Source organism: Paenibacillus sp. R-74696, assembly GCF_055814915.1.
Genome location: NZ_JBPULM010000022.1, coordinates 33,014 through 52,988, shown reverse-complemented (window position 1 = coordinate 52,988; position 19,975 = coordinate 33,014). Strand labels below are relative to the sequence as shown.

General features: G+C 51.0%; 16 protein-coding genes and 1 pseudogene. 8 read left to right on the top strand and 9 right to left on the bottom strand.

What is annotated here, in order from left to right; genetic code table 11:
• The first annotated feature begins 249 nt into the window (after nt 1–249).
• On the top strand, nt 250–747 hold the full coding sequence (locus tag ACSR9A_RS06300; RefSeq protein WP_473756224.1) for a DinB family protein: 498 nt from the start codon (nt 250–252) through the stop codon (nt 745–747).
• A 56-nt stretch (nt 748–803) separates the two neighbouring features.
• Here ACSR9A_RS06300 and ACSR9A_RS06295 read toward each other — a convergent pair.
• The 5 genes and pseudogenes from ACSR9A_RS06295 to ACSR9A_RS06275 form a co-directional block, all read right to left on the bottom strand.
• Nucleotides 804–1,169 (bottom strand): annotated as a pseudogene (locus ACSR9A_RS06295) (YbaK/EbsC family protein); the annotation flags it as partial.
• 26 nt (nt 1,170–1,195) lie between these two features.
• Entirely contained in the window at nt 1,196–4,336 is a 3,141-nt protein-coding gene (locus ACSR9A_RS06290) for a hybrid sensor histidine kinase/response regulator (RefSeq protein WP_473756223.1), read from the bottom strand.
• Between the two features lie 182 nt (nt 4,337–4,518).
• Entirely contained in the window at nt 4,519–5,583 is a 1,065-nt protein-coding gene (locus tag ACSR9A_RS06285; protein ID WP_473756222.1) for a sugar ABC transporter substrate-binding protein, read from the bottom strand.
• On the bottom strand, nt 5,552–7,210 hold the full coding sequence (locus tag ACSR9A_RS06280) for a response regulator transcription factor (protein ID WP_473756221.1): 1,659 nt from the start codon (nt 7,208–7,210) through the stop codon (nt 5,552–5,554). The genes ACSR9A_RS06285 and ACSR9A_RS06280 overlap by 32 nt, the downstream gene beginning before the upstream one ends.
• Nucleotides 7,188–9,017: a sensor histidine kinase gene (locus ACSR9A_RS06275; RefSeq protein WP_473756219.1), complete on the bottom strand. Its 1,830-nt coding sequence runs from the start codon at nt 9,015–9,017 to the stop codon at nt 7,188–7,190. The genes ACSR9A_RS06280 and ACSR9A_RS06275 overlap by 23 nt, the downstream gene beginning before the upstream one ends.
• Nucleotides 9,018–9,294: 277 nt before the next feature.
• On the opposite strand from ACSR9A_RS06275, the gene ACSR9A_RS06270 reads away from it, so the two are divergent.
• The 5 genes from ACSR9A_RS06270 to ACSR9A_RS06250 all read left to right on the top strand — a co-directional run bounded on the left by ACSR9A_RS06270 (nt 9,295) and on the right by ACSR9A_RS06250 (nt 15,235).
• The gene (locus ACSR9A_RS06270) at nt 9,295–10,344 is read left to right on the top strand and encodes an ABC transporter substrate-binding protein (protein ID WP_473756218.1); all 1,050 of its coding nucleotides are present in this window, start codon (nt 9,295–9,297) and stop codon (nt 10,342–10,344) included.
• 133 nt (nt 10,345–10,477) lie between these two features.
• Entirely contained in the window at nt 10,478–11,998 is a 1,521-nt protein-coding gene (locus ACSR9A_RS06265) for a sugar ABC transporter ATP-binding protein (RefSeq protein WP_473756217.1), read from the top strand.
• A gap of 6 nt (nt 11,999–12,004) precedes the next feature.
• A complete protein-coding gene (locus ACSR9A_RS06260) occupies nt 12,005–13,033 on the top strand; it encodes an ABC transporter permease (protein ID WP_473756216.1) in 1,029 nt (342 codons plus the stop codon).
• Nucleotides 13,026–13,991 carry a galactofuranose ABC transporter, permease protein YjfF gene (gene yjfF, locus ACSR9A_RS06255; RefSeq protein WP_473756215.1) on the top strand — a complete coding sequence of 322 codons (966 nt, stop codon included), beginning with the start codon at nt 13,026–13,028 and terminating at the stop codon, nt 13,989–13,991. The genes ACSR9A_RS06260 and yjfF overlap by 8 nt, the downstream gene beginning before the upstream one ends.
• A 158-nt stretch (nt 13,992–14,149) precedes the next feature.
• On the top strand, nt 14,150–15,235 hold the full coding sequence (locus ACSR9A_RS06250; RefSeq protein ID WP_473756214.1) for an ABC transporter substrate-binding protein: 1,086 nt from the start codon (nt 14,150–14,152) through the stop codon (nt 15,233–15,235).
• Between the two features lie 125 nt (nt 15,236–15,360).
• Here the strand turns inward: ACSR9A_RS06250 and ACSR9A_RS06245 are convergent, their stop codons facing one another.
• A complete protein-coding gene (locus ACSR9A_RS06245; protein WP_341279589.1) occupies nt 15,361–15,774 on the bottom strand; it encodes a chemotaxis protein CheW in 414 nt (137 codons plus the stop codon).
• Between the two features lie 194 nt (nt 15,775–15,968).
• On the opposite strand from ACSR9A_RS06245, the gene ACSR9A_RS06240 reads away from it, so the two are divergent.
• Nucleotides 15,969–16,610 (top strand): NAD(P)-dependent oxidoreductase, encoded by a 642-nt coding sequence (locus tag ACSR9A_RS06240; protein WP_473756213.1) that lies wholly within the window; start codon nt 15,969–15,971, stop codon nt 16,608–16,610.
• A 111-nt stretch (nt 16,611–16,721) separates the two neighbouring features.
• Here the strand turns inward: ACSR9A_RS06240 and ACSR9A_RS06235 are convergent, their stop codons facing one another.
• Both ACSR9A_RS06235 and ACSR9A_RS06230 read right to left on the bottom strand, forming a co-directional pair.
• On the bottom strand, nt 16,722–16,958 hold the full coding sequence (locus ACSR9A_RS06235) for a hypothetical protein (RefSeq protein WP_338553137.1): 237 nt from the start codon (nt 16,956–16,958) through the stop codon (nt 16,722–16,724).
• A 113-nt stretch (nt 16,959–17,071) separates the two neighbouring features.
• Entirely contained in the window at nt 17,072–17,956 is an 885-nt protein-coding gene (locus ACSR9A_RS06230; protein ID WP_473756212.1) for a YihY/virulence factor BrkB family protein, read from the bottom strand.
• Between the two features lie 184 nt (nt 17,957–18,140).
• Between ACSR9A_RS06230 and ACSR9A_RS06225 the strand changes: the two genes are divergently transcribed.
• Entirely contained in the window at nt 18,141–18,410 is a 270-nt protein-coding gene (locus tag ACSR9A_RS06225) for a hypothetical protein (protein ID WP_341279586.1), read from the top strand.
• An 81-nt stretch (nt 18,411–18,491) separates the two neighbouring features.
• Here ACSR9A_RS06225 and ACSR9A_RS06220 read toward each other — a convergent pair whose 3' ends face one another.
• On the bottom strand, nt 18,492–19,853 hold the full coding sequence (locus tag ACSR9A_RS06220; RefSeq protein ID WP_473756211.1) for an LLM class flavin-dependent oxidoreductase: 1,362 nt from the start codon (nt 19,851–19,853) through the stop codon (nt 18,492–18,494).
• Between the last annotated feature and the right edge of the window lie 122 nt (nt 19,854–19,975).

Below are 19,975 nucleotides of genomic sequence, written 5' to 3'. Positions count from 1 at the left end.
TCAGCGAAATAAAAATACGGCGGAGGCTCCCGAAATTATGCTCGGGAGCTGCCGCCGTTTTATTTTCAGAAATACGTATGGCTAAAAGCTCCTCAGCGATAGCTTTAGTCGAAAGTGCTAGGAGAAGCAGAGTTAGCTGGTTATGAGCATAGGAGAGCAAACTGGACATCGCTTTTCACGAAGAGGTACAATCTAATACAGATCATTCATGCCTGTGGCAGAAGGGTCTACAAGAGAGGATGAAGATACATGTCCAATGCAAATCATTTATTTGGCCAAGCCCTTGTCAAATCGCTGGTAGGGGAACGCGGTCATATCCGTATTGCCCGTGCTTTACCTGACATTAATGCTGAGTTAGCTGGGCGCGTACATCAAAATATGCCTTACAGCATCTACCAGCTGCTAAAACATATGCATTACTGGCAGCATTTCATGCTGGAGCATTTGGAAGGACGTAAGCCGCAGCTTCCCGCAAACGTCATGGAGAGCTGGCCTGAAGAGACCGCTCCGCAAGATGAGATATCTTGGCAGGCGGATATTCAGGCCTTTCTGGCCGGAGTTGATCAAGCAGTAGCTATGGCCGAAACCGCACAGCTGGATGAGCCGCTTCTTTATTTTCCGGGTGAGACAAAGGCGGGTCTGTTGCGCAATATTGCATCCCACAATTCGTACCATCTGGGTGAAATTGTGCTGCTGCGCCGCTTTTATGGTGCATGGCCGCCACCAGGGGGCGGATTCCCGGCGTAACGGGTAGAAGTACCTTTTTACAGTTGTTTAGGGGCTGCTAATTTGATTAGCAGCCCCTAGCTGCTTATTTTAACCTCAGTAAATAATGCTGCGACAGTAGCAGCGAGCTGTTCAGGGGGAAGCTCCAACTGCAGGCCAATCTTCCCGGCGCTGACGACGATCGTCTCCTGTAATTCAGCGCTGCTGTCGATAAAGGTAGGATACCGTTTTTTCATACCGATTGGAGAACAGCCGCCGCGTATGTAGCCCGTCCACTTCTACAAATCCTTCACTGGAAGCATTTCAAGCTTCTTCTCTCCGGCCGCTTTGGCCGCTTTCTTCATATCCAGCTCAGCCCCAACGGGAATGACAAAAATGTAGAGGCTGTTTCCGCTATGCGTGACCAGCGTTTTAAACACGCTATCCGGAGCTTTTCCAATTTTTCAGCTACAGCACTGCTGGGATGCGCCTATCGATCCGGTATAACAAACGACACCGTTGTTCCTTCATTAATGCTGCTCACAATGGACAAGCCCTGGCCGTATAGCTGCTGCAATCGTCGATTCGTATTAGGGATGCCAATTCCGGCTTTTTCACTCAATGCAGCATTTTGCAATTGGGCGACCTTCTCCTGATCCATCCCCTTGCCATTATCCTTTACTTCAATAAGGGTAAAACCCTCTCGGCGAGTGATGGAAAGCTGAATCGTACCTCCCGCGTTTCGGCTGAGGAGACCGTGCTTGACGGCATTTTCGATCAGCGGCTGAATAGAGAGCGGGGGCAGCAGCAGGCGAATTTCCGGCTCCACCTCCCATTCAATCGACAGCCGATTCCCGAACCGCGTTTTTTCAATATATAGATAGGCTTCGACGAGCGCGAGCTCATGAGACAGCTCTACTAACTCTCCTGTATTGAGATAATCAAAGCTAATTCGTAAAAAGGACGAGAAAGCCTCACCCAGCTTGCGCATGCTTTCCGTATCAATATCACTTAATGCCATTAATGAATTAAGGGTGTTGAATAGGAAGTGAGGCTGAATTTGCGCTTGCAAATAGGCGGCCTCCATACGGAGACGCTCATTAATGGATTGCTTCAGTGCTATCAATGCTCTGATCCGATATTTTAACTCCAGAGCATCTACGGGCTTCGTCACGTAGTCGCTTGCTCCCGCTGAAAATCCGGTGTAAATGTCGGCTCGCTGGCTGCGTGCGGTTAGAAGCAATACGGGCAGCTCCGACATGGAAAACTTCTCTCTTACTTTCTGCGTTAATTCATAGCCGGACATTTGTGGCATCATGACGTCAGCGATAAGCAAATCCCACTGCCTTGTCCCAAGCAATTGCAACGCTTCACGCCCGGAACGGGCGGTTGTAAGGGTGTACGGTTCGGTCGAAAGAATGCTCCCGAGAACATTCAGATTGATCGGATCGTCGTCAACGGCAAGAATATGGGTGTACTCTTCCTTAAGCAGCGGCGCAATTGTGGCTGCAGCCTCTATTTCTCCTGAGAAATGATGCGGGAGCAGGAAGCCAGCGGGCGTCTCCTCCATGATTGCGGGCACCTGTCCAGAAGTTTTCGGGAACTGCGCTAGCGGAAGCTTAGCCTCATCTGCCAACGGAAGATTAAAGCTGAATACAGAGCCTTTGCCCAATTCAGAGCGAACCGTCAATGCTCCGCCGTGCAGCTCGACAAGCTGCTTGCAAATACTTAAGCCCAGTCCAATGCCTTGCCCGTCGCTTATTCCAAAAGAACCTTGCTCATAAGGAAGAAAAATCTTCTCCTGCGTTTCTTTATCTATACCGAGTCCCGTATCGGAAATATGAATAATCACTTGCTTGTCTCTCATTTCGGCTGAGATGGCAATGCTTCCTTCCTCCGTATACTTGAGGGCATTATGCAGCAGGTTATATAAAATTTGAACGAGCCTTTTCTCATCAGCCATAACGAAGGGCAGCGATTCGGATATATCCATATGCAGATTAATTGGCTTGTGCTCCTTCATGAATTGCAGCATCGCGATAACACCGGGTGCGATAGCCTGAATGCTCAAGGGCTCCCGCTGCAAAACAATGCGTTGTTCCTGAAGCCGAGCAACATCGAGAAGATCGCCAAGCAGCTGCGACATTCGCCTGCTGATCGTAATGAGGAGCTGCATGTCCTCAAGACTGCTTTTCGCAAGTCTAGACTTCTCTTTGGTGACCACGTTGTAAGCAATATTCATAATGCCGTGCAGCGGGGTACGGAGCTCATGAGATGTATTAGCCAAAAATTGGTCTTTAATTTTATCCGCTTTTTGCAGCTGCTTGTTCAAGTCTCTGTTTTCTATCGCATTTCGAAAATATTTTTTAAACCAATAGGCCGAAAAGCCAATAATGGCAAAAATAATGTCGAGGGGATAGTAGACGGTGGTAACATCTCTTATATTCTCAGCCATACTCCATAATAAGTTGGAAAGAATGCCTGCTGCAGATAACAGCAAGTAAATGATGTCATTATCTTTATTTTTTTGCAAAAACATCGTTCCTACTATGTAGATAAACCAGGCGAATGAGATGAAATTTATCGTATTCAATACATTGAAATGGATAAGTCTATAAACGATAGAGACTGGCGAAACTAGAAAAATGACGGTAAGAACAACGATGGCCGCATTGTATGTGCGGAACCAGTTCTCTCGCAGTGGGGCGGTGTTGAAGCTATTGAATAGCAGCAGCAGGAATATATTTTGCCACAGCAGAGTGATCAGTCTAATTTTGAACGCCCAAGTATAGTTGATCGGTAGCCATAATAAAAGTATATTGTCGTGACCAATTAGAATGGTAATGCCAACGGATAATGTTAATAGCGCTGCGAACAACAAGGTCTTCTCTTGCGGACTTAATAGGTAGAGGATGCAAGCATATGCACAATGAAGCAGCAGAATAAGAAAAACGAGCATCTGAAACCCAATAGAGTACCAGCGTACAAAATCAATAGTGGCCGCAGTGCCAAAGCGAATCGGCGTTACAATACCGCCCTGATAAGGGCTGTCAAAATTGGCTGCACGAATGACCAATTCGATCTCTGTCGCTCCTTCAATGCCATAAGTAGAGGTGAACGAGGCGCTTTTTGGCGTATATTCATTTGCAGCATCGGCAAGTTTGCCCTTGCCCCCATCATTTTTTCCGTTAATTTCAATTTCTGACGCCGCCTGAATTTTTTTGAACCAGAATGAAACAGGAATCTGAAGCGGATCGATCAAAATGCGAAGACGATACGTTCCATACCCGTACGAGTTGCTTGAATGATACGGCAGCGCGCTGCTCCAATCGCCTGGAACGACAACATGACTTGCATCGGATTCCGTCTCCAAAAGCTCGCTGCCCGTTAAGAATTTTTCAGGATAAAACTGCCATTCTCCATTCAAATTTAGCACGGGGGAATTTTCTAAATCGATACCGCGAAGGTCAAGCACACCGCCAACGGCACGCGGTTGCTGGTCAGACATGGGAAAAACGACAGACCACGCCCATCTCATGCCAACTAATACAGCAAAAATCAATAGCATGATCGTTATATATTTAAAACGTGTTATATGTTTTGCCTGTATGATGTTCATCAATTTTGTCATAAATGAATAAAACCTCTTTTGACCGTTCTATATTGTTAATCCTTTACATTATAGCACAGGAGGTTGTCGTTCTCTTACTAGGATGCTAGAGGGAAAAGAGGGGAAGAACTCAGTGTGCGCGAAAATAAACAACGCCCCTTGGAATGAGCATTGGAGACCTATGTAGGCTCACCAGTGCTATTCTAGGGGGCGTTTAAAAGGGAGATGTCTTCCTGCGTAATCTCTAGCGTACCTGTATCATCAAATAGAGGCAGCGTCTCGCCTGCGAACGCTTGCAGCAGTCGCTCGATAATGCGTGTGCCCCACAATTGTTCATTTTGCGATAGCGACGCTGTAATTTGCCCATTGTGAATGGCTTCTTGGATTTCCGGCATCATGCCGAAGGTTAGGGAATAGCGGTTTAGACCCTGCGCTTTCCAGACGAGCACCGAGGCGGAGCCGGAGAGGGCATCCATCGATACGAGCGCGTCAAAATGCGGGTGGTCGTCGATCATTTTTTCCAGCTGCGCCAAAGCGCGGGTTTCGTTGCCTTCGTTATACTGCACTTCGAGCACTTGAATGTCGGTCTGCTCGTTAATATAGGTCAGCATGCCTTCTAGGCGCTCGCTTAAGCTTTTCATCCGCGTCATCCCGTTCTCGACAATAACCATTCCCCGCCCGCCTAGCAGCTCGGACAGCATATGCCCCATCTGGGCGCCCGCAGCAGCATGATCCGTTCCGATAAACGCAGCGCGCTTGCTGCTTGGTGAATCGGATTCAAAGCAAATGACCGTAATGCCCGCCTGTACGGCTTTGTTAATGACAGGCACGAGCGCTTCCGCATCAATCGGATCAAGCGCTATGCCGTCTACCTGCGAGGCAATCATCGTCTCCATCATGCGGATCTGCTGCTCCAGATTCGCTTCATCCGGCGCTTTCACAATAAGCTGCACGCCGCGCAGAGCTGCTGCTGCTTTAGCGGATTCCGTCACCGTCTCATAATACGGATGCGCCATCGGATATATAATGCCAAAGGTGGCGATGTCGGGTGCTGCTGTTGAAGCGGTTGATGCAAAAGGGGAGGATGCTGGCGAGCCGCTATCCCAGCTGCTCGATGAGACGGGGCGGATATCTTCCGCTGCTTCATTATTTGTACAGCCTGTCATGAGCAAGGTGAGCACCAGCAGGGCTGTAAGCAAAGCAGTAAGCAAGGCCCTTCGTCGTAAAGCAGCCCGTCTATGGAAGAACAATGCCGCTAGTGCTTGCATGGTGATACACTCCTCCTGCAGCGTGCGAGCTGCCACCTTGTTCTTGCTGCTTGCGAAACTGCGTTGTCGTCATGCCGGTTACCCGCTTGAACAAATTGGAGAAATAATGCGCATCATTATAGCCGACCTGATGGGCGATTTCATACGACTTTGCATTCGACGCCTGCAGCAGCTCCATCGCTTTGCGGATGCGCGTGTGGGTTAGAAATTCAATAAAGGTCTGACCCGTCTCTTGGCTGAACACTTTGCTAAGATGGCTGGGGCTGACGCGCACATGCTCCGCCGCATCATTCAGCGACAAATGATCATCGCCATAATGCTTCAAAATATAGTCCTTTACCTGGCTCAGCATCTCGGCGTACTTATCCGCGGCGCCGGCGCGCCATTGCCAGAACTGCGCCAGCAGCGTTTGGAGATAGCAGCAGGCATCCTCTTGGCTGCGGACCTCGCTCATTGCCAGCTGCAGCTTATCCAGCTGCTCCTTCGGCATATCCGGATTCCGCTGAATGGCTTTGGCAATATGAACAGCTTCAATCGTCAGATCATTAAGCAAATAATAGCCGTAAAAGGCACCGCGCCAGTCCAGCTGCTGAAGCCCTGCCGCAAAGCTGGCGACGAAAGCCTCCGTCTTGGCGGGCGTGCCGAGCTTGAGAAAGTCGATGAAGCGCTGGCGCTGGGCGACCACCGATTGCTCGGATAAGCCGGAGGCGGCATCGCGCAGCGCCTTGCGGTTTTGCCCGGAGAGCCTGCGCCAGTGCTTGTCATCCTCCGCCTCCAAATAGGAGGAGTGGATACCTTGCAGGCGATCCTGAATGCTGCCGATGCCAACGGCTATCGAGCAGCTCGCACTGCGCTCCGCCTGCTCCTTCCAGCTGCAAGCGAAGCGCGCCAGCACCTCTTGCAGCTGCGGCAGCGAATCGCTCTTGAGCAGCCAGATCGTCTCCGTCTGGCTGCGCTTATAGGAGAGCGCTCCCGGCAGGAGGGAGCTGATCGCTTCGTGCAGCAGCAGCTCCGTCTGCTGCTGAATAGCTAAATCAACGCTGATGGAGCCTTCCGAGCAGCGAATGTCCGAGATGGCGGCTGCGTAATAGCTTGCCGTCAGTCCAATCGAAAGCGAGCCGGCCTGATGGATGGCTTCCGCTGTTGTAATAAAGCCGCTGCATAAGTCGCTGAGCAGCTTATACCGCATCTGTTCTGCGCTTCCGCCCTGGGCGAGCTGCTTCTTCTCCAGCAGCTCGCGCTCATAGCGCTCGCGGTCAATACTGCGGCTGACGTCATGCAGCGTCCGCACGATATCGGCAGCACTGACCGGCTTGAGGCAATATTCTTCTACGCCGACTCGCAGTGCCGCGCGGGCATATTCAAATTCGTCATGCCCGCTGAGAATAATGATTTTGATATCCGGCATCCGTTCGCGGACGATGGCGCTCAGCTCCAAGCCATCCATAAACGGCATCTTGATATCTGTAATGAGGATATCCGGCTGGCGCTGCTCAATAAGCGGCAGCGCCAGCTCGCCATCGGAGGCGTCCCCGCAAAATATAAAGCCCTCTTGCTCCCAATTGATACAGTCCCGAATGCTTTCCCTGACTAGAATCTCGTCGTCAACGAGCATAACCTTTTTCATTCGGCTTCATCCTCTCCATTGGAATGCGGATCGTAACCTTTGTTCCAAGCTGGTCTTCGCTTTCTACGATAACGGTATAGGCTTCCCCGTAATAGAGGCGCAGCCGCTGCTGGACATTATGGAGGCCGAAGCCGCCGGATACCTCCGAGCCCGTTTCCTCGGGAATATGCTGCATGCGGAGCGCCTCGCGCAGCTCGGCAAGACGCTCTGGCTTCATGCCGATGCCATTGTCTTCAATTATTAAATATAAGTCCGAATCTTGGCTGGCATAACCATAAATGCGGATTAATCCTTTACCGCGTTTATTTTTAATGCCGTGATATAAGGCATTTTCAACGATGGGCTGGAGCGTCATTTTCAAAATCGGCAAATCCTTCAGCTCCTCTGGCACATCCAGCTCATAGTCCAAAATGTCGCGGTAGCGCATCTGCTGGATGATCAAATAGCTTTGCACATGCTCCAGCTCATCCTTTAGGGCAATCCAGTCCCGCCCCCGATTGAGGCTGATGCGGAAAAAGCGCGACAGCGCCTGCACCAGCTGGATAACCTGCCCGCTGCGCCCGGCCTCCGCCATCCATACGATGGAATCGAGCGTATTATAGAGAAAATGCGGATTAATTTGCGCTTGCAGCGTTCGCAGCTCGGCCTTCTGCAGATGCTCCTGCTCCTCAATGCTTTGCATGAGCAGCCTCTTAATTTTCTCCAGCATAATGTTGAAGCTGTTGCCCAAATCGGCAATTTCGTCATGGCCGCTTGGCTGCACCTTGACCTCGAGGAAACCGCCAGCTGCCAGCCGCATCTTGCTCTTCAGCAGTTGGATCGGCCGCGTCAGGCGGGCTGTAATGAAATAATGCAGCGTAATCGCAAACACGATGCTGAGCAGCACGCTAATAATGATCAGTTGGCGAATTTCATTCGCCTCGGCGACAATCTCCTGCAGCGGAACGGAGCCGACGATTTTCCAGCCTGTGGTGGACGAGGTTGTGAAGGCGACGAACTTCGGCCTGCCGTTGCTGTAATCCACATAGCTGTTTTGCTCTAAAGCGAGCTGTGCGCTGAGATCAGCAGGCGGCTGGGCCTTCGCTACACTCGTCATGGCCGAGGGGAGGAAGATGGGATTGCCTACTTGGTCGAGCACATACACGTAGCCGCTCTCGCCAAGCGTAATATTTTCACAGTAACGCTCAATGATCGAATCATCTAAATCGATGACGATAAAGCCGATAACCTCGTGGGTAATTTGCTGCTTGACCGTTGCCATGATAGAGATGACGTTATGCTGCGAATAATGAAAGCCGTCGAGACGGTCAAGCGGCGAGGCGTCCGGCGGGGGAATGTTCAATACCTCATCCGGATGGTTAAGCAAATATTGAAAATGCGGGTTGCGCAGCGGATTCCTGTCCAGCTGGAACACGCCTTTGCGCTCGCTTAAGCCCCGTCCATACAGATTGACGACCGTAATGTTGAGCACGCTTTCATATTTATACGTTTCCCGGTACAAATTCATCGTTTGAATAATCGCTTTGGCATCCTCATACGTATCCGTTTGCGAAAATAAATAATGCAGCACCTGCGGGTTGTTTTCCAGCTCCAGCAGCCTGCCCGTATCCTCGAGCAGCGCATCAATGTCATTGCCAAGCTGGCCTACAACAAGCATCGTCGCCGCTTTGCTGTGATCAGATACCGCATTGTACGATTTTTGATAGGATATCAGGCCAACCGCGATCAGCGGAACGGAGGTCAAAATAATGAACATCAGCAGCAGCTTGGCCCGAAGGCTTGAGAAAATCCAGCGCATCAGCTTCATAGGTTTATAGGAACCTTTCAAATTGGAAATGAATGCGATTTCAAAACTGTCCAACCTTCACTATACCAAATTGTCGTTAACCTCGCTACGCACAGATGTTCGATCGACTAAATTTCCACCTTTCGCACAAAAAATCAAACCATTTGCCGCTCTTGCTGAAAAATTACCCAAAAAATCAAATCGAAAGGCTATCGGACTCCGTATCCTGACCTTTTGTAAGCGTTCTATAATGAGGGCACGCCAAACGTTGGTGAATGACAGGGGAGGTAATACAAAGATGAAAAAAGCAGGAAAACTAGGCATGTCGCTTCTGATGGCGACGATGCTGCTCGTCACATCCGCTTGCGGAAGCGGCAATGGAGGAACGAATACGGCAGGAGCAGGAAATGCTGGTGGGACGAGTGCTCCGGCAGCGGCGAGCAGTGAGCCAGCGGCAGCACCGGCGGACAAAAAAGTAACGCTCGGCTTCGCACAGGTTGGTGCTGAAAGCGGCTGGCGTACAGCGAATACGAATTCGATTAAGGAATCGGCTACAGCAGCGGGTTACGATTTGAAGTTTTCCGATGCTCAGCAAAAACAAGAAAATCAAATTAAAGCGATCCGCTCCTACATTCAGCAAAAGGTAGACGTTATCGCATTTTCTCCAGTCGTAGAATCTGGCTGGGATACGGTATTAAAAGAAGCGAAGGATGCGGGTATTCCGGTCATCTTGACAGACCGCGCTGTTGATTCGGCAGATACTTCGCTGTACCAAACGTTTATTGGCTCGGACTTCGTAGAAGAGGGCCGCCGTGCTGGACAATGGCTGGTAGATAAATATAAGGATTCAGCTGAAGAAATCAACATTGTTGAGCTGCAAGGCACAACAGGCTCGGCACCAGCGATCGATCGCAAAACAGGCTTTGAGGAAATCATCAAGGGCAATGCCAACCTGAAGGTTATCGCTTCACAAACGGGTGATTTCACTCGTGCGAAGGGCAATGAGGTTATGCAATCGTTCTTAAAAGCGAATAAAAAAATCGATGTTCTCTATGCTCACAATGATGACATGGCGCTGGGCGCGATTCAAGCGATTGAAGCAGCAGGCCTTAAGCCGGGCGAGGACATTATCATCATATCCATCGATGGCGTCAAAGACGGCTTCGTTGCAGCAAGCGAAGGCAAAATCAACTTTATCGTCGAATGCAATCCACTGCTCGGACCGCAATTGATGCAGGCAGTACAGGATGTGCTGGACGGCAAAACGATTGAGAAGCGTATCGTAACCGAGGAAGGCGTCTTTACTTCGGAGCAAGCGAAGGCTGCCCTGCCTGACCGGAAATACTAGAAGCAGCGCAGAAGCCAGCGAAGGAAGCCGCGTAAGGCTGGTCTACGTACCAGGCGGACGGCTTCCTTTTTTATCGCTTACACATAAGCGAATAGGAGCATAGGCAAAATTCAAAACCAAAGGGGAGAAGAAGATGGAGCGGGAACGCGAACCTATCCTGCAAATGAGCAATATCCATAAAGGCTTTCCAGGCGTAAAAGCTTTATCCGGCGTCAGCTTTCGCCTCTTTCCCGGCGAAATCCATGCGCTGATGGGCGAAAATGGGGCAGGAAAGTCTACCTTGATTAAGGTGCTGACAGGTGTTTACTCCATTGATCAAGGCACGGTAGAGCTTGCGCGTCAGCGTATGGCCATCGACAGCCCTCAGTCGGCGCAAACGGCTGGCATTAGTACGGTTTATCAGGAAGTGAATCTATGTCCGAATTTGACAGTTGCTGAAAATATTTTTATCGGCCGCGAGCCGCGGCGTTTTGGCCGTATTTTGTGGAAAGAGATGAATGCGGCAGCCGAGGAGCTGCTGCTTACCCGCTTGCAAATTCGTTTGGATGTAAAGCTGCCGTTATCGGCCTATTCTGTCGCGATTCAGCAGCTTGTTGCTATTGGGCGGGCGCTGAATATTTCGGCGAAGGTGCTCATTTTGGATGAGCCGACGTCAAGCCTTGACCGCAATGAAGTGAAGCAGCTGTTTGAGGTGATGAACAAGCTGAAGGCGGAAGGACTGGCCATTTTGTTCGTTACGCATTTTCTGGATCAGGTGTATGAGGTGTCCGATCGAATAACCATTCTCCGTGGCGGAGAATTTGTAGGGGAGTATTTGGCGAAGGAGCTTCCCCGGATAGAGCTCGTATCGAAAATGATCGGCAAGGAGCTGGAGCAGCTCGATGCGCTGCCGCGTGAGAAAGAGACGGCACCCGCTGCTGAGCATTCGAAGGATCTGGTTATCGAAGCGAAGGCTCTGGGCCGCAAAGGGGCCATTGAGCCGTTCGACCTGACTATTCGCAAGGGCGAGGTTGTTGGTCTTGCAGGCCTGCTCGGCTCAGGAAGGACGGAGCTTGCGCGGCTATTCTTTGGCGCAGATCGGCCTGATAATGGCGCGCTGCGGGTGAATGGAGTGAAGGAGGGCATCGCTTCTCCTCGCGAGGCGATTGATCAGGGAATTGCCTTCTGTCCGGAAAACCGCAAAACAGAAGGCATTATCGACGAGCTGACGGTTCGTGAAAATATGATTCTCGCCCTGCAGGCGACGCGCGGCTGGTTTCGCGCCATTCCCCGCAAGCGCCAGGATGAGTTTGCTGACGAATATATCAAGGCGCTCAATATTAATCCGCCTAACCCGGAGCAGCTGATTAAGAACCTTAGCGGTGGCAATCAGCAGAAGGTCATTCTTGGACGCTGGCTGCTGACGCAGCCGAAGCTGCTCATCCTTGATGAGCCGACGCGCGGTATTGATGTTGGCGCAAAGGCGGAAATCCAGAAACTTGTGCTGAAGCTGTCGGGTGAAGGCATGTCGGTGCTGTTCGTCTCCTCGGAGCTGGAGGAGGTGCTGCGGGTCAGCGACAGGATCGCGGTGCTGCGAGACCATGTAGTAGTCAAGGAAATAGCAGAAGATGAAATGAGCCAGCAGCAGCTTATGCAGGCCATGGCAGGGGAGTGAGCAAGCATGGTGAAACATCATTTATTTTGGCCGCTGGTCATGCTGGGGGCGCTGTTATTATTTAATTTGCTTTATGAGCCGGAATTTTTCTCCGTGCAAATGCGGGCAGGCAAGCTGTACGGCAGCTTGATTGATATTTTGAATTTTGGCGCGCCGCTTATTCTCGTCGCTATCGGCATGACGCTCGTTATTGCCACGAAGGGCATCGACCTGTCGGTTGGCTCGATCGTGGCTATCGCAGGCGCCATGGCCTGCATGATGCTCAGCCAAGGCACGGATCAGAACATGCTGGGCCTCGTGCTCAGCGCGATCGGCATTGCTCTAGTGCTGGCGCTTGTGCTGGGCTTATGGAACGGCATGCTTGTGGCAGTCTTCGGCATTCAGCCGATTATTGCCACGCTCATTTTAATGGTTGCTGGGCGCGGCGTTGCCCAACTCATTACAGGCGGGCAGATTATTACCGTATCGAGCAGCGCCTATAAGTTCATCGGCGCAGGCTCGCTGCTCACGCTGCCCTTCTCCATCTTTATCGCTGGCGGAGTGCTGCTGATTGCAGCGCTGCTGACGCGCAAAACCGCCCTCGGCCTGTTCATCGAGTCCGTTGGCTGCAACCCCGAAGCGAGCCGCCTGGCCGGCATTCGCTCGCGAGTCGTCATGATCGCCGTTTATATGTTTTGTGGCTTATGCGCCGGCATCGCCGGTTTGCTGCTCAGCGCCAATGTATCCAGCGCCGACGGCAACAACGCCGGGCTGTGGTATGAGCTTGACGCGATTCTTGCCGTCGTCATCGGGGGCACCTCGCTCAATGGCGGACGCTTTTATTTGCTCGGCACGGTCGTCGGCGCGCTCATTATTCAGACGCTGACGACGACGATCTACATGATCGGCGTTCCGCCGGAAATAACGCTTGTAGTCAAAGCGTTTGTCGTGCTGCTCGTCTGCCTTATTCAGTCGGAGACGTTCCGCAAGACGCTGGCACATCGCTTTAAGACACGCCGCTATCCGGCAGAGAGTGAGGTTAAACGCCATGCTTAAAAGACAGTATATCCCAATCGTGGTGACAGCCGCGCTGCTTGCTTTGATGTTTGCGGCAGGCTCGTTCCGCTACACCGGCTTTTTCTCGCTGCAGGTGCTGCTCAATCTGCTCATTGACAACGCCTTTCTGATTATCGTCGCGGTCGGCATGACCTTCGTCATCGTTTCCGGCGGCATTGACCTGTCGGTCGGCTCGGTCATTGCGCTGACGACGATGATTTCGGCGAGCCTCGTGCAGCAGCAGGGCTGGCCGCCTGCCGTCGTCATTCCGCTTGTGCTCGTGCTGGGCGCAGCCTTCGGCTGGCTGATGGGAGCGATCATCCATTATTTTAAAATCCAGCCGTTCATCGTCACGCTCGCCGGCATGTTTCTGGCCCGGGGGCTGTGCTACGTCATTAGCATCAATACGATTACGATTGATCACCCGTTTTATACGAGCATGGCGCAGACGAAAATCAAGCTGCCGGGCGGCTTTTTCATCTCCATCAGCGTCATTATCGCATTGGTTGTGGTAGCTGCAGCGATTTATTTGGCCCATTATACCCGCTTCGGACGCAATACGTATGCGCTTGGCGGCAGTGAATCCTCCGCGCTGTTAATGGGGCTGCCCGTTGCCCGCACGAAAATTCTCGTCTATACCTTTAGCGGACTTTGCTCTGCGCTTGCGGGTGTCGTCTTTACGTTCTATATGCTGTCAGGCTACGGCTTGCATGCGGTCGGACTGGAACTGGATGCCATCGCTGCGGTCGTCATTGGCGGTACGCTGCTGACAGGCGGCGTCGGCTATATTCTCGGAACCTTTTTCGGCGTATTGATTCAAGGGGTTATCCAAACCATTATCAGCTTTGAAGGCACGCTCAGCTCCTGGTGGACCAAGATTGTCATCGGTCTGCTGCTGCTGCTGTTCATAGTCCTGCAGCGTCTGCTCAGTGCAAGGCGGCAAATGCAAAAAGCTTAATAGATTGCGGTTCAGGGGTGCAGCGCAACGATTCGACGTTGTTCGCGGCACCCCATGAGTCGTTACGACGATGACAAAGTGCTCCGTATCCATTACAATACGATCAGTAAGCTGGAAGGGCATAGACGCTTTTACTGGCTGAACCGGAGGGAAGGCCTATGCGAAGACAAGCTGTATTTGTGAAAATAATTTATGCAATCGCTTTCTTGATGCTTCTGAGCAGCTGCCAGCTTACGTCCCCTGCTCCTTCATCATCGGGAATAGACCAAGCTCTGCACAACGAATCGGGTGTAGGTAAGGGCAAGATAGCAGGAGACGGAACGCTGCCCGAGGCAACAGGAATCGAGCTGCTGCAGCCAGTGAGGCCGATTGTTCTTGGTTTCTCCCAGCTCGGTTCAGAGAGCGAATGGCGAATGGCCAACACCAATTCGGTCAAAGAGGCGGCAAAAGAGGCCGGAATCGAGCTCTTGTTCGCAAATGCGGAGCAATCACAGGAAAAGCAGTTTGAGGCGATCCGATCCTTCATTAGGCAGAAGGTCGACGTCATTGCCGTTGCTCCGGTTGTGCATTCGGGCTGGGATGAGATTTTAACCGAGGTGAAGCAGGCGGGTATTCCGCTCATTATAACCGACCGTTCCGTCGATGTGGGCGATTCCTCGCTTTATGTGACGCATATTGGAGCGGACTTGTATGAGGAAGGGCGCAAGGCGGGCAAATATTTGGTCGATAAAATGCGGGATGCCGTGGAGACAATCCAAATCGTCGAGCTGCGAGGAACGGAAGGCTCATCCCCCTCGATCCAGCGTGGACAGGGGTTCCGGGATATTGTACTGAAGCAGCCAAATTATAAAATCATGGCCAGCGTTGACGCTGATTTTACTTTTGAACGGGGCAAGGAAGTGATGGGCACACTGCTTGAACAATATGGCGGTGAAATGGATGTGCTGTTTGCCCAAAACGATGATATGGCACTTGGCGCAATTGAAGCGATTGAGGAATATGGACTGCGGCCGGGCGTGGATATTGTCATTATTTCAGTGGATGGGACGCGGCGGGCGTTCATGAAGCTGGCGGAAGGCAAAATCAACTGCATTGTCGAATGCAATCCGCTGCTTGGCCCGAATATCATGCAGGCGGTGCAGGAGCTCGTTGCCGGGCGCACGCTGCCGAAACGAATCGTGCCACAGGAAAGCGTCTATACGGAGCAAATGGCGAAGAAGGAAATCCCGTTTCGGAAGTACTAAGCGCAGCTTTGATGGTGAAAAAATCGCCTTGCATCCCCCATCTCTCATCCATCAACGATCATACACAGCACAAGGCAGTTTCCGTCAGCGTAGAAGCTGCATGGAAACTGCCTTGTGTCGTTTCACTATATGGTTTTGGTAGAAGCGAGGAACAGCGTTACATGCAGGATCGGAATAACCCGGTTATCCAGCCTGAAAGCTTGGTGGAAAATGTCCTTCTCTGAAGAATCGGGCACACGCTCAATGTCTGTTTCTTCAATGGAGGCCGTATTTTCGATATCATCGACGAGCAGTGCTACTTTGGCTTGCCGGAGCAAAATGATTTTTTGATAGCTGCCTTGGGCCTGTCCAAACAGATTAAATTTTTTGCGCAAGTTAATAATGGTGTAGAGGCCGCCACGAATGTTGGCCACGCCACCATGCCACGGCTCGGCGAAAGGAAGTGGTGTTCCTTCTACGGCTGCTTGAATCTCATCAATTTCCGAAAAATGGACAGCAAAAGGTTTGTTGGCCACGTTGAAAATAATAAAGTCGCTCATTAGAGATGGTCTCCTTGCCGTGTTTGGTATGCTTCGAGCAATTCCTATCTCCATTATATTATATCGTTCGACACGCTGCATATAGCTTTCAAAATAATGATTTGACATTGCAAGCAACTTGTAACTATAATAGTTACAATAAGTAGGTCGCTTTTCAACTAACAAGCCTTATATATACTCAGGAGGAATAGACAATGAAAATAGCAGTTATTGGCGCGACAGGTAAAGCAGGTAGCTTGATCATTCAGGAGGCTGCAGCAAGAGGCCATGAGGTGACGGCGATCGTCAGAACGGCATCGAAGTTTGCACAATCTAATGCAGCTGTATTGGAGAAGGATGCATTCAAGCTTACAGCTGAGGATTTGAAAGCCTTTGACATCGTAGTCAACGCATTCGGCGCACCACAAGGCGAGGAAACGAAGCATGTGGAGCTAGGCAAAGTGCTGATTGAAGCGCTCCAAGGCGCACCGGAAACTCGTTTGATCGTAGTCGGCGGAGCTGGCAGCCTGTTTGTGGATAAAACGAAGACGACGCGTTTGTTCGAAACGGAGCATTTCCCTAAAGAATATTATGCAACAGCCTTCAACCAAGGCAGCAACTTGAATGATCTTCAAGGCTCGACGGGCATCAAATGGACCTTCGTTAGCCCGGCTGCTTTTTTCAACCCGGACGGCAAACGTACAGGCTCTTACACGAAAGGCGAAGACAATTTCTTCTTTAACGCAAAAGGCGACAGCTACATCAGCTATGCCGACTATGCCATTGCCATTGTGGACGAGGCGGAGCAAGCTAACCATGTGAATGAGCGTTTCGCAGTCGTAGCGGAAGCGGAGTAAGCAAGAGACGTTATAGTCAAAAACAACCGACAAGGGCAAGATTCATCTCATCATGAATCTTGCCCTTGTTAACGTTCTAGTGGCTTGCAGGTGGGGTGTTCTGTCGACGCACTAGGCAAGCTGAACTCGTTTGCCGTTCGTCGATGAAGGCAGCAGTGAATAAACGTTTTGCAGGAAAAAAACGCTTGGGCTAAGCTTGAAGCTGGAGCCTTTGAACGTGCAGCGATCATAGTTGAAATGCAGGGACGATATTGTAATGGTGCAGTTGTTGAAAGTGCAGCCAATGTAGTGGTTGCCATCTAAAAGTATTTCTTCCCCATCAAAGCGTTTGTTTATAATATATTCCATCCTATATTCCTCCTCGAAATGTATATCGAATTACTTTTATTTACCCGAGCAAACAAATATGAAACAGGCATTTCGTGCCATTGACTATTTTCAGATATAAATAAGCACTTTTTTTATTTGACGAAAAAGGAGCCTGTCCGGTTGTGCGGCGGGCGCTCTTGCACACTGGGCTTAGCTAGGCGTGGACGGGCCAGCGACGCATTCATTTCCCCGCCTAATATAATGATATGTGACGTAATGAATAACCAGACTAGCAAAATAATAATGCCGCCAATACTGCCGTAGGTTTTGGAGTAGCTGCCGAAATTATTAATGTAAAACTGGAACAGCATCGAGGCTGCGACCCAGCCGAAGGTTGTAAACAGCACACCGGGGATCACCTCCCGCAGCCGGAGCTTGCGGTTAGGGGCGATCCAATACAGGATGGTAAATACGAGAAGCATAGCAGTGAGCGGAATCGCATATTTCAGCAAATTCCATACCCACTCGCTTTCACTCGGCACATGAAGCAGGTCGAATAAGTAGCTGCTGATCGTCTTGCCGAATACAAGCATAAGCATGACGAGCGTAATGACAAGGCCAAGCACGAGCGTGGCGATCAGCGCAATGCCGCGGATTTTCCAGAAGGGGCGGCTTTCCTGCTCCTCATAGGCGGTATTCAGACCTTTAATAATCGCATTCATGCCATTGGACGCCGACCAGATCGTCGCGAGCATTCCGAACGACAGCAGTGCCCCATTGCTGCCCTGCGTAATTTCTTCAAGCACCTGGCTGATCGCCGTGCCCGTCTCGGCAGGGAGCAGGCGAATGAGTTCGGCAATGAGGCTGTCCCCCGATAACTGAACGAAGCCAAGCAGGCTGACAACAAACAGCAGAAAGGGGAAAAAGGACAAAATCAAATAAAAAGTCAGCTGCGCCGCGACGCCCGGCACATCATCATCACGGAAACGGACATACATATCGAGGAAAAATCGCATCGTCTTTGATTTAGGGGCCATGAGCAGCTGCCTCCATTCAGGATCTATTTTTTTAACTAAGTTATTCATATATGATCATCTATTCTGGTCCATTCACAGCACTCACTGTGGCCTATGTCTTTGCTTATGCTTACCCGAACAGGCGGCAACTTAAGCGAAATGAAGCGCAGGCTATTAATCGCGCAGAAGGTACAACTTTTTCCTAATGATTATCGTCTATAGCATAAATGGGCGGACAGGAAGTGATGGTTTGGATGTTTATTTGAAGGCGAGCGTCGTTATTGCACTGCTGCTGGGGGTGGGCCTGCTGTTTATCGCTTCGTCGAAGAAGCGCTATGGCCAAGATGTGCACATGAGCGAGCGTCGAAAAACGCTGCGGCGCATCGGTGCCTGCATCGTGATCTTCACAACGCTGCTGATCGTGTTCGGCTTATTGTCCTATAACGCCGAGGAAGTGCATCAGATGGGGCATTGAATATTGAAACAGAAAGGGGTTATCCGCAGGGTCGCGATTGAATAAGGCGACTTGCGGATAACCCCTTTTATTTGTTGCGGGTCAGCTGTGGGGGAAGCGGTAGGCTGCGCCAGCATGAGTATCCGGCAGGCGTGTATTTCCTTTGCCGAACAGGCGCTCGCGAAGCGTATCCTCCTCGTATTCTTGTCTGAACATGCCGCGGCGCTGTAGTTCTGGCACAACGAGATCGACAAAGTCGATATGCGTCCCGGGCAGCACATAACGCTCCAAGTTAAAGCCATCAATACCCGTTTCCTCCACCCAATATTGCATGTGATCCGCAATCTCCTCGGCGGTTCCCGCTATCACAATGCCACGAAATTCCTTCTCGGCAAAATTGTTGCTCACTTCGCGCACGCTCTGAACTTTGCTGCTATGCTTCGTATAACGCTCGGTATGTGTGCGTCCTTGCTCGGTTTTTACATGTTCGAACGGTGCATCGGGATCGAGCGCGGACAAATCTATACCCGTCGCGTTCTCATAGGTGAGGAGAGCCGCCTCCCGGCTGTGATGGGCGTTATATTCGGCAAGCTTGCCCTCAGCTTCCTCGCGCGTACGGCCAACCACAGCCGACAGTCCCGTGAAAATTTTAATTTCCCCGTCTCCTCTGCCATAAGCCGCAGCCCGCTTGCGAATATCCTGTACCTGAGCCCTCAGTGCTTCTACAGTAGGGGCTTTCAGAAACACACCCTCGGCATGCTTGGCGGCAAAATCACGTCCGCGATCCGAGCTGCCCGCCTGAAACAGGACAGGCGTACGTTGAATGGATGGCTCACTGGCATGGGAAGCCTTCATTTTATAATATTTGCCGCTGTGCTCAATAACATGAACCTTGTCCGCATCGGCGTAAATGCGGCGCTCGCGATCAGCGAGTACAGCGTCGTCCTCCCAGCTGCCCTCCAGCAGCTTATAGCTGGCTTCCATAAATTCCTCAGCCTGCTCATAACGTTCATCATGCGGCAAAATGCCGCTGCGGCCAAAGCTTTCCGCGCCGCTGATGCCGCCTGTAGCCACGACATTCCAGCCAATGCGGCCGCTTGTCAAATGGTCAAGCGTCGAGAAGCGGCGGGCATTGGGAAAGGGCAGCTCGTATACAGGCGAGGCCGTCGTGACGAATGCGAGATGCTTCGTGCTGGCAGCGAGTGCAGAAATGACCAGCATCGGATCGTTGGAGGGCGTGTATACGGCTTCGCGATACGAAAGCTCACGCTTATGATGGGGATAGCCGTAGGAATCGGCAAAAAACATAAAATCGAATTTACCACGCTCCAGCACCTGCGCAAGCTCAATCCAGAAAGCCAGCTCCTTATAGCGTGTAGATTGATTGGCGGGATGGGTCCATAAGCCCTGCGTCATTTGATTCGGGGTATGAATATCGAAAATACCTAAATGGATTTTTTTCATTACAAGCAGCGCTCCGTTCCACTATTTAAATAACAAGTTATTCACTCGGAATAATAGTTATAAGTGAGCATAGCGGAAGGCGCAGCGTTTGTACAATTGAAAATGCTAAAGCGCTGCTTTAA

Coding starts and splice junctions, on each gene's coding strand:
- ACSR9A_RS06300 (WP_473756224.1), top strand. CDS start 250: ATGTCCAATGCAAATCATTTATTTGGCCAAGCCCTTGTCAAATCGCTG.
- ACSR9A_RS06290 (WP_473756223.1), bottom strand. CDS start 4,336: ATGACAAAATTGATGAACATCATACAGGCAAAACATATAACACGTTTT.
- ACSR9A_RS06285 (WP_473756222.1), bottom strand. CDS start 5,583: ATGCAAGCACTAGCGGCATTGTTCTTCCATAGACGGGCTGCTTTACGA.
- ACSR9A_RS06280 (WP_473756221.1), bottom strand. CDS start 7,210: ATGAAAAAGGTTATGCTCGTTGACGACGAGATTCTAGTCAGGGAAAGC.
- ACSR9A_RS06275 (WP_473756219.1), bottom strand. CDS start 9,017: ATGAAGCTGATGCGCTGGATTTTCTCAAGCCTTCGGGCCAAGCTGCTG.
- ACSR9A_RS06270 (WP_473756218.1), top strand. CDS start 9,295: ATGAAAAAAGCAGGAAAACTAGGCATGTCGCTTCTGATGGCGACGATG.
- ACSR9A_RS06265 (WP_473756217.1), top strand. CDS start 10,478: ATGGAGCGGGAACGCGAACCTATCCTGCAAATGAGCAATATCCATAAA.
- ACSR9A_RS06260 (WP_473756216.1), top strand. CDS start 12,005: ATGGTGAAACATCATTTATTTTGGCCGCTGGTCATGCTGGGGGCGCTG.
- yjfF (WP_473756215.1), top strand. CDS start 13,026: ATGCTTAAAAGACAGTATATCCCAATCGTGGTGACAGCCGCGCTGCTT.
- ACSR9A_RS06250 (WP_473756214.1), top strand. CDS start 14,150: ATGCGAAGACAAGCTGTATTTGTGAAAATAATTTATGCAATCGCTTTC.
- ACSR9A_RS06245 (WP_341279589.1), bottom strand. CDS start 15,774: ATGAGCGACTTTATTATTTTCAACGTGGCCAACAAACCTTTTGCTGTC.
- ACSR9A_RS06240 (WP_473756213.1), top strand. CDS start 15,969: ATGAAAATAGCAGTTATTGGCGCGACAGGTAAAGCAGGTAGCTTGATC.
- ACSR9A_RS06235 (WP_338553137.1), bottom strand. CDS start 16,958: ATGGAATATATTATAAACAAACGCTTTGATGGGGAAGAAATACTTTTA.
- ACSR9A_RS06230 (WP_473756212.1), bottom strand. CDS start 17,956: ATGGCCCCTAAATCAAAGACGATGCGATTTTTCCTCGATATGTATGTC.
- ACSR9A_RS06225 (WP_341279586.1), top strand. CDS start 18,141: ATGATTATCGTCTATAGCATAAATGGGCGGACAGGAAGTGATGGTTTG.
- ACSR9A_RS06220 (WP_473756211.1), bottom strand. CDS start 19,853: ATGAAAAAAATCCATTTAGGTATTTTCGATATTCATACCCCGAATCAA.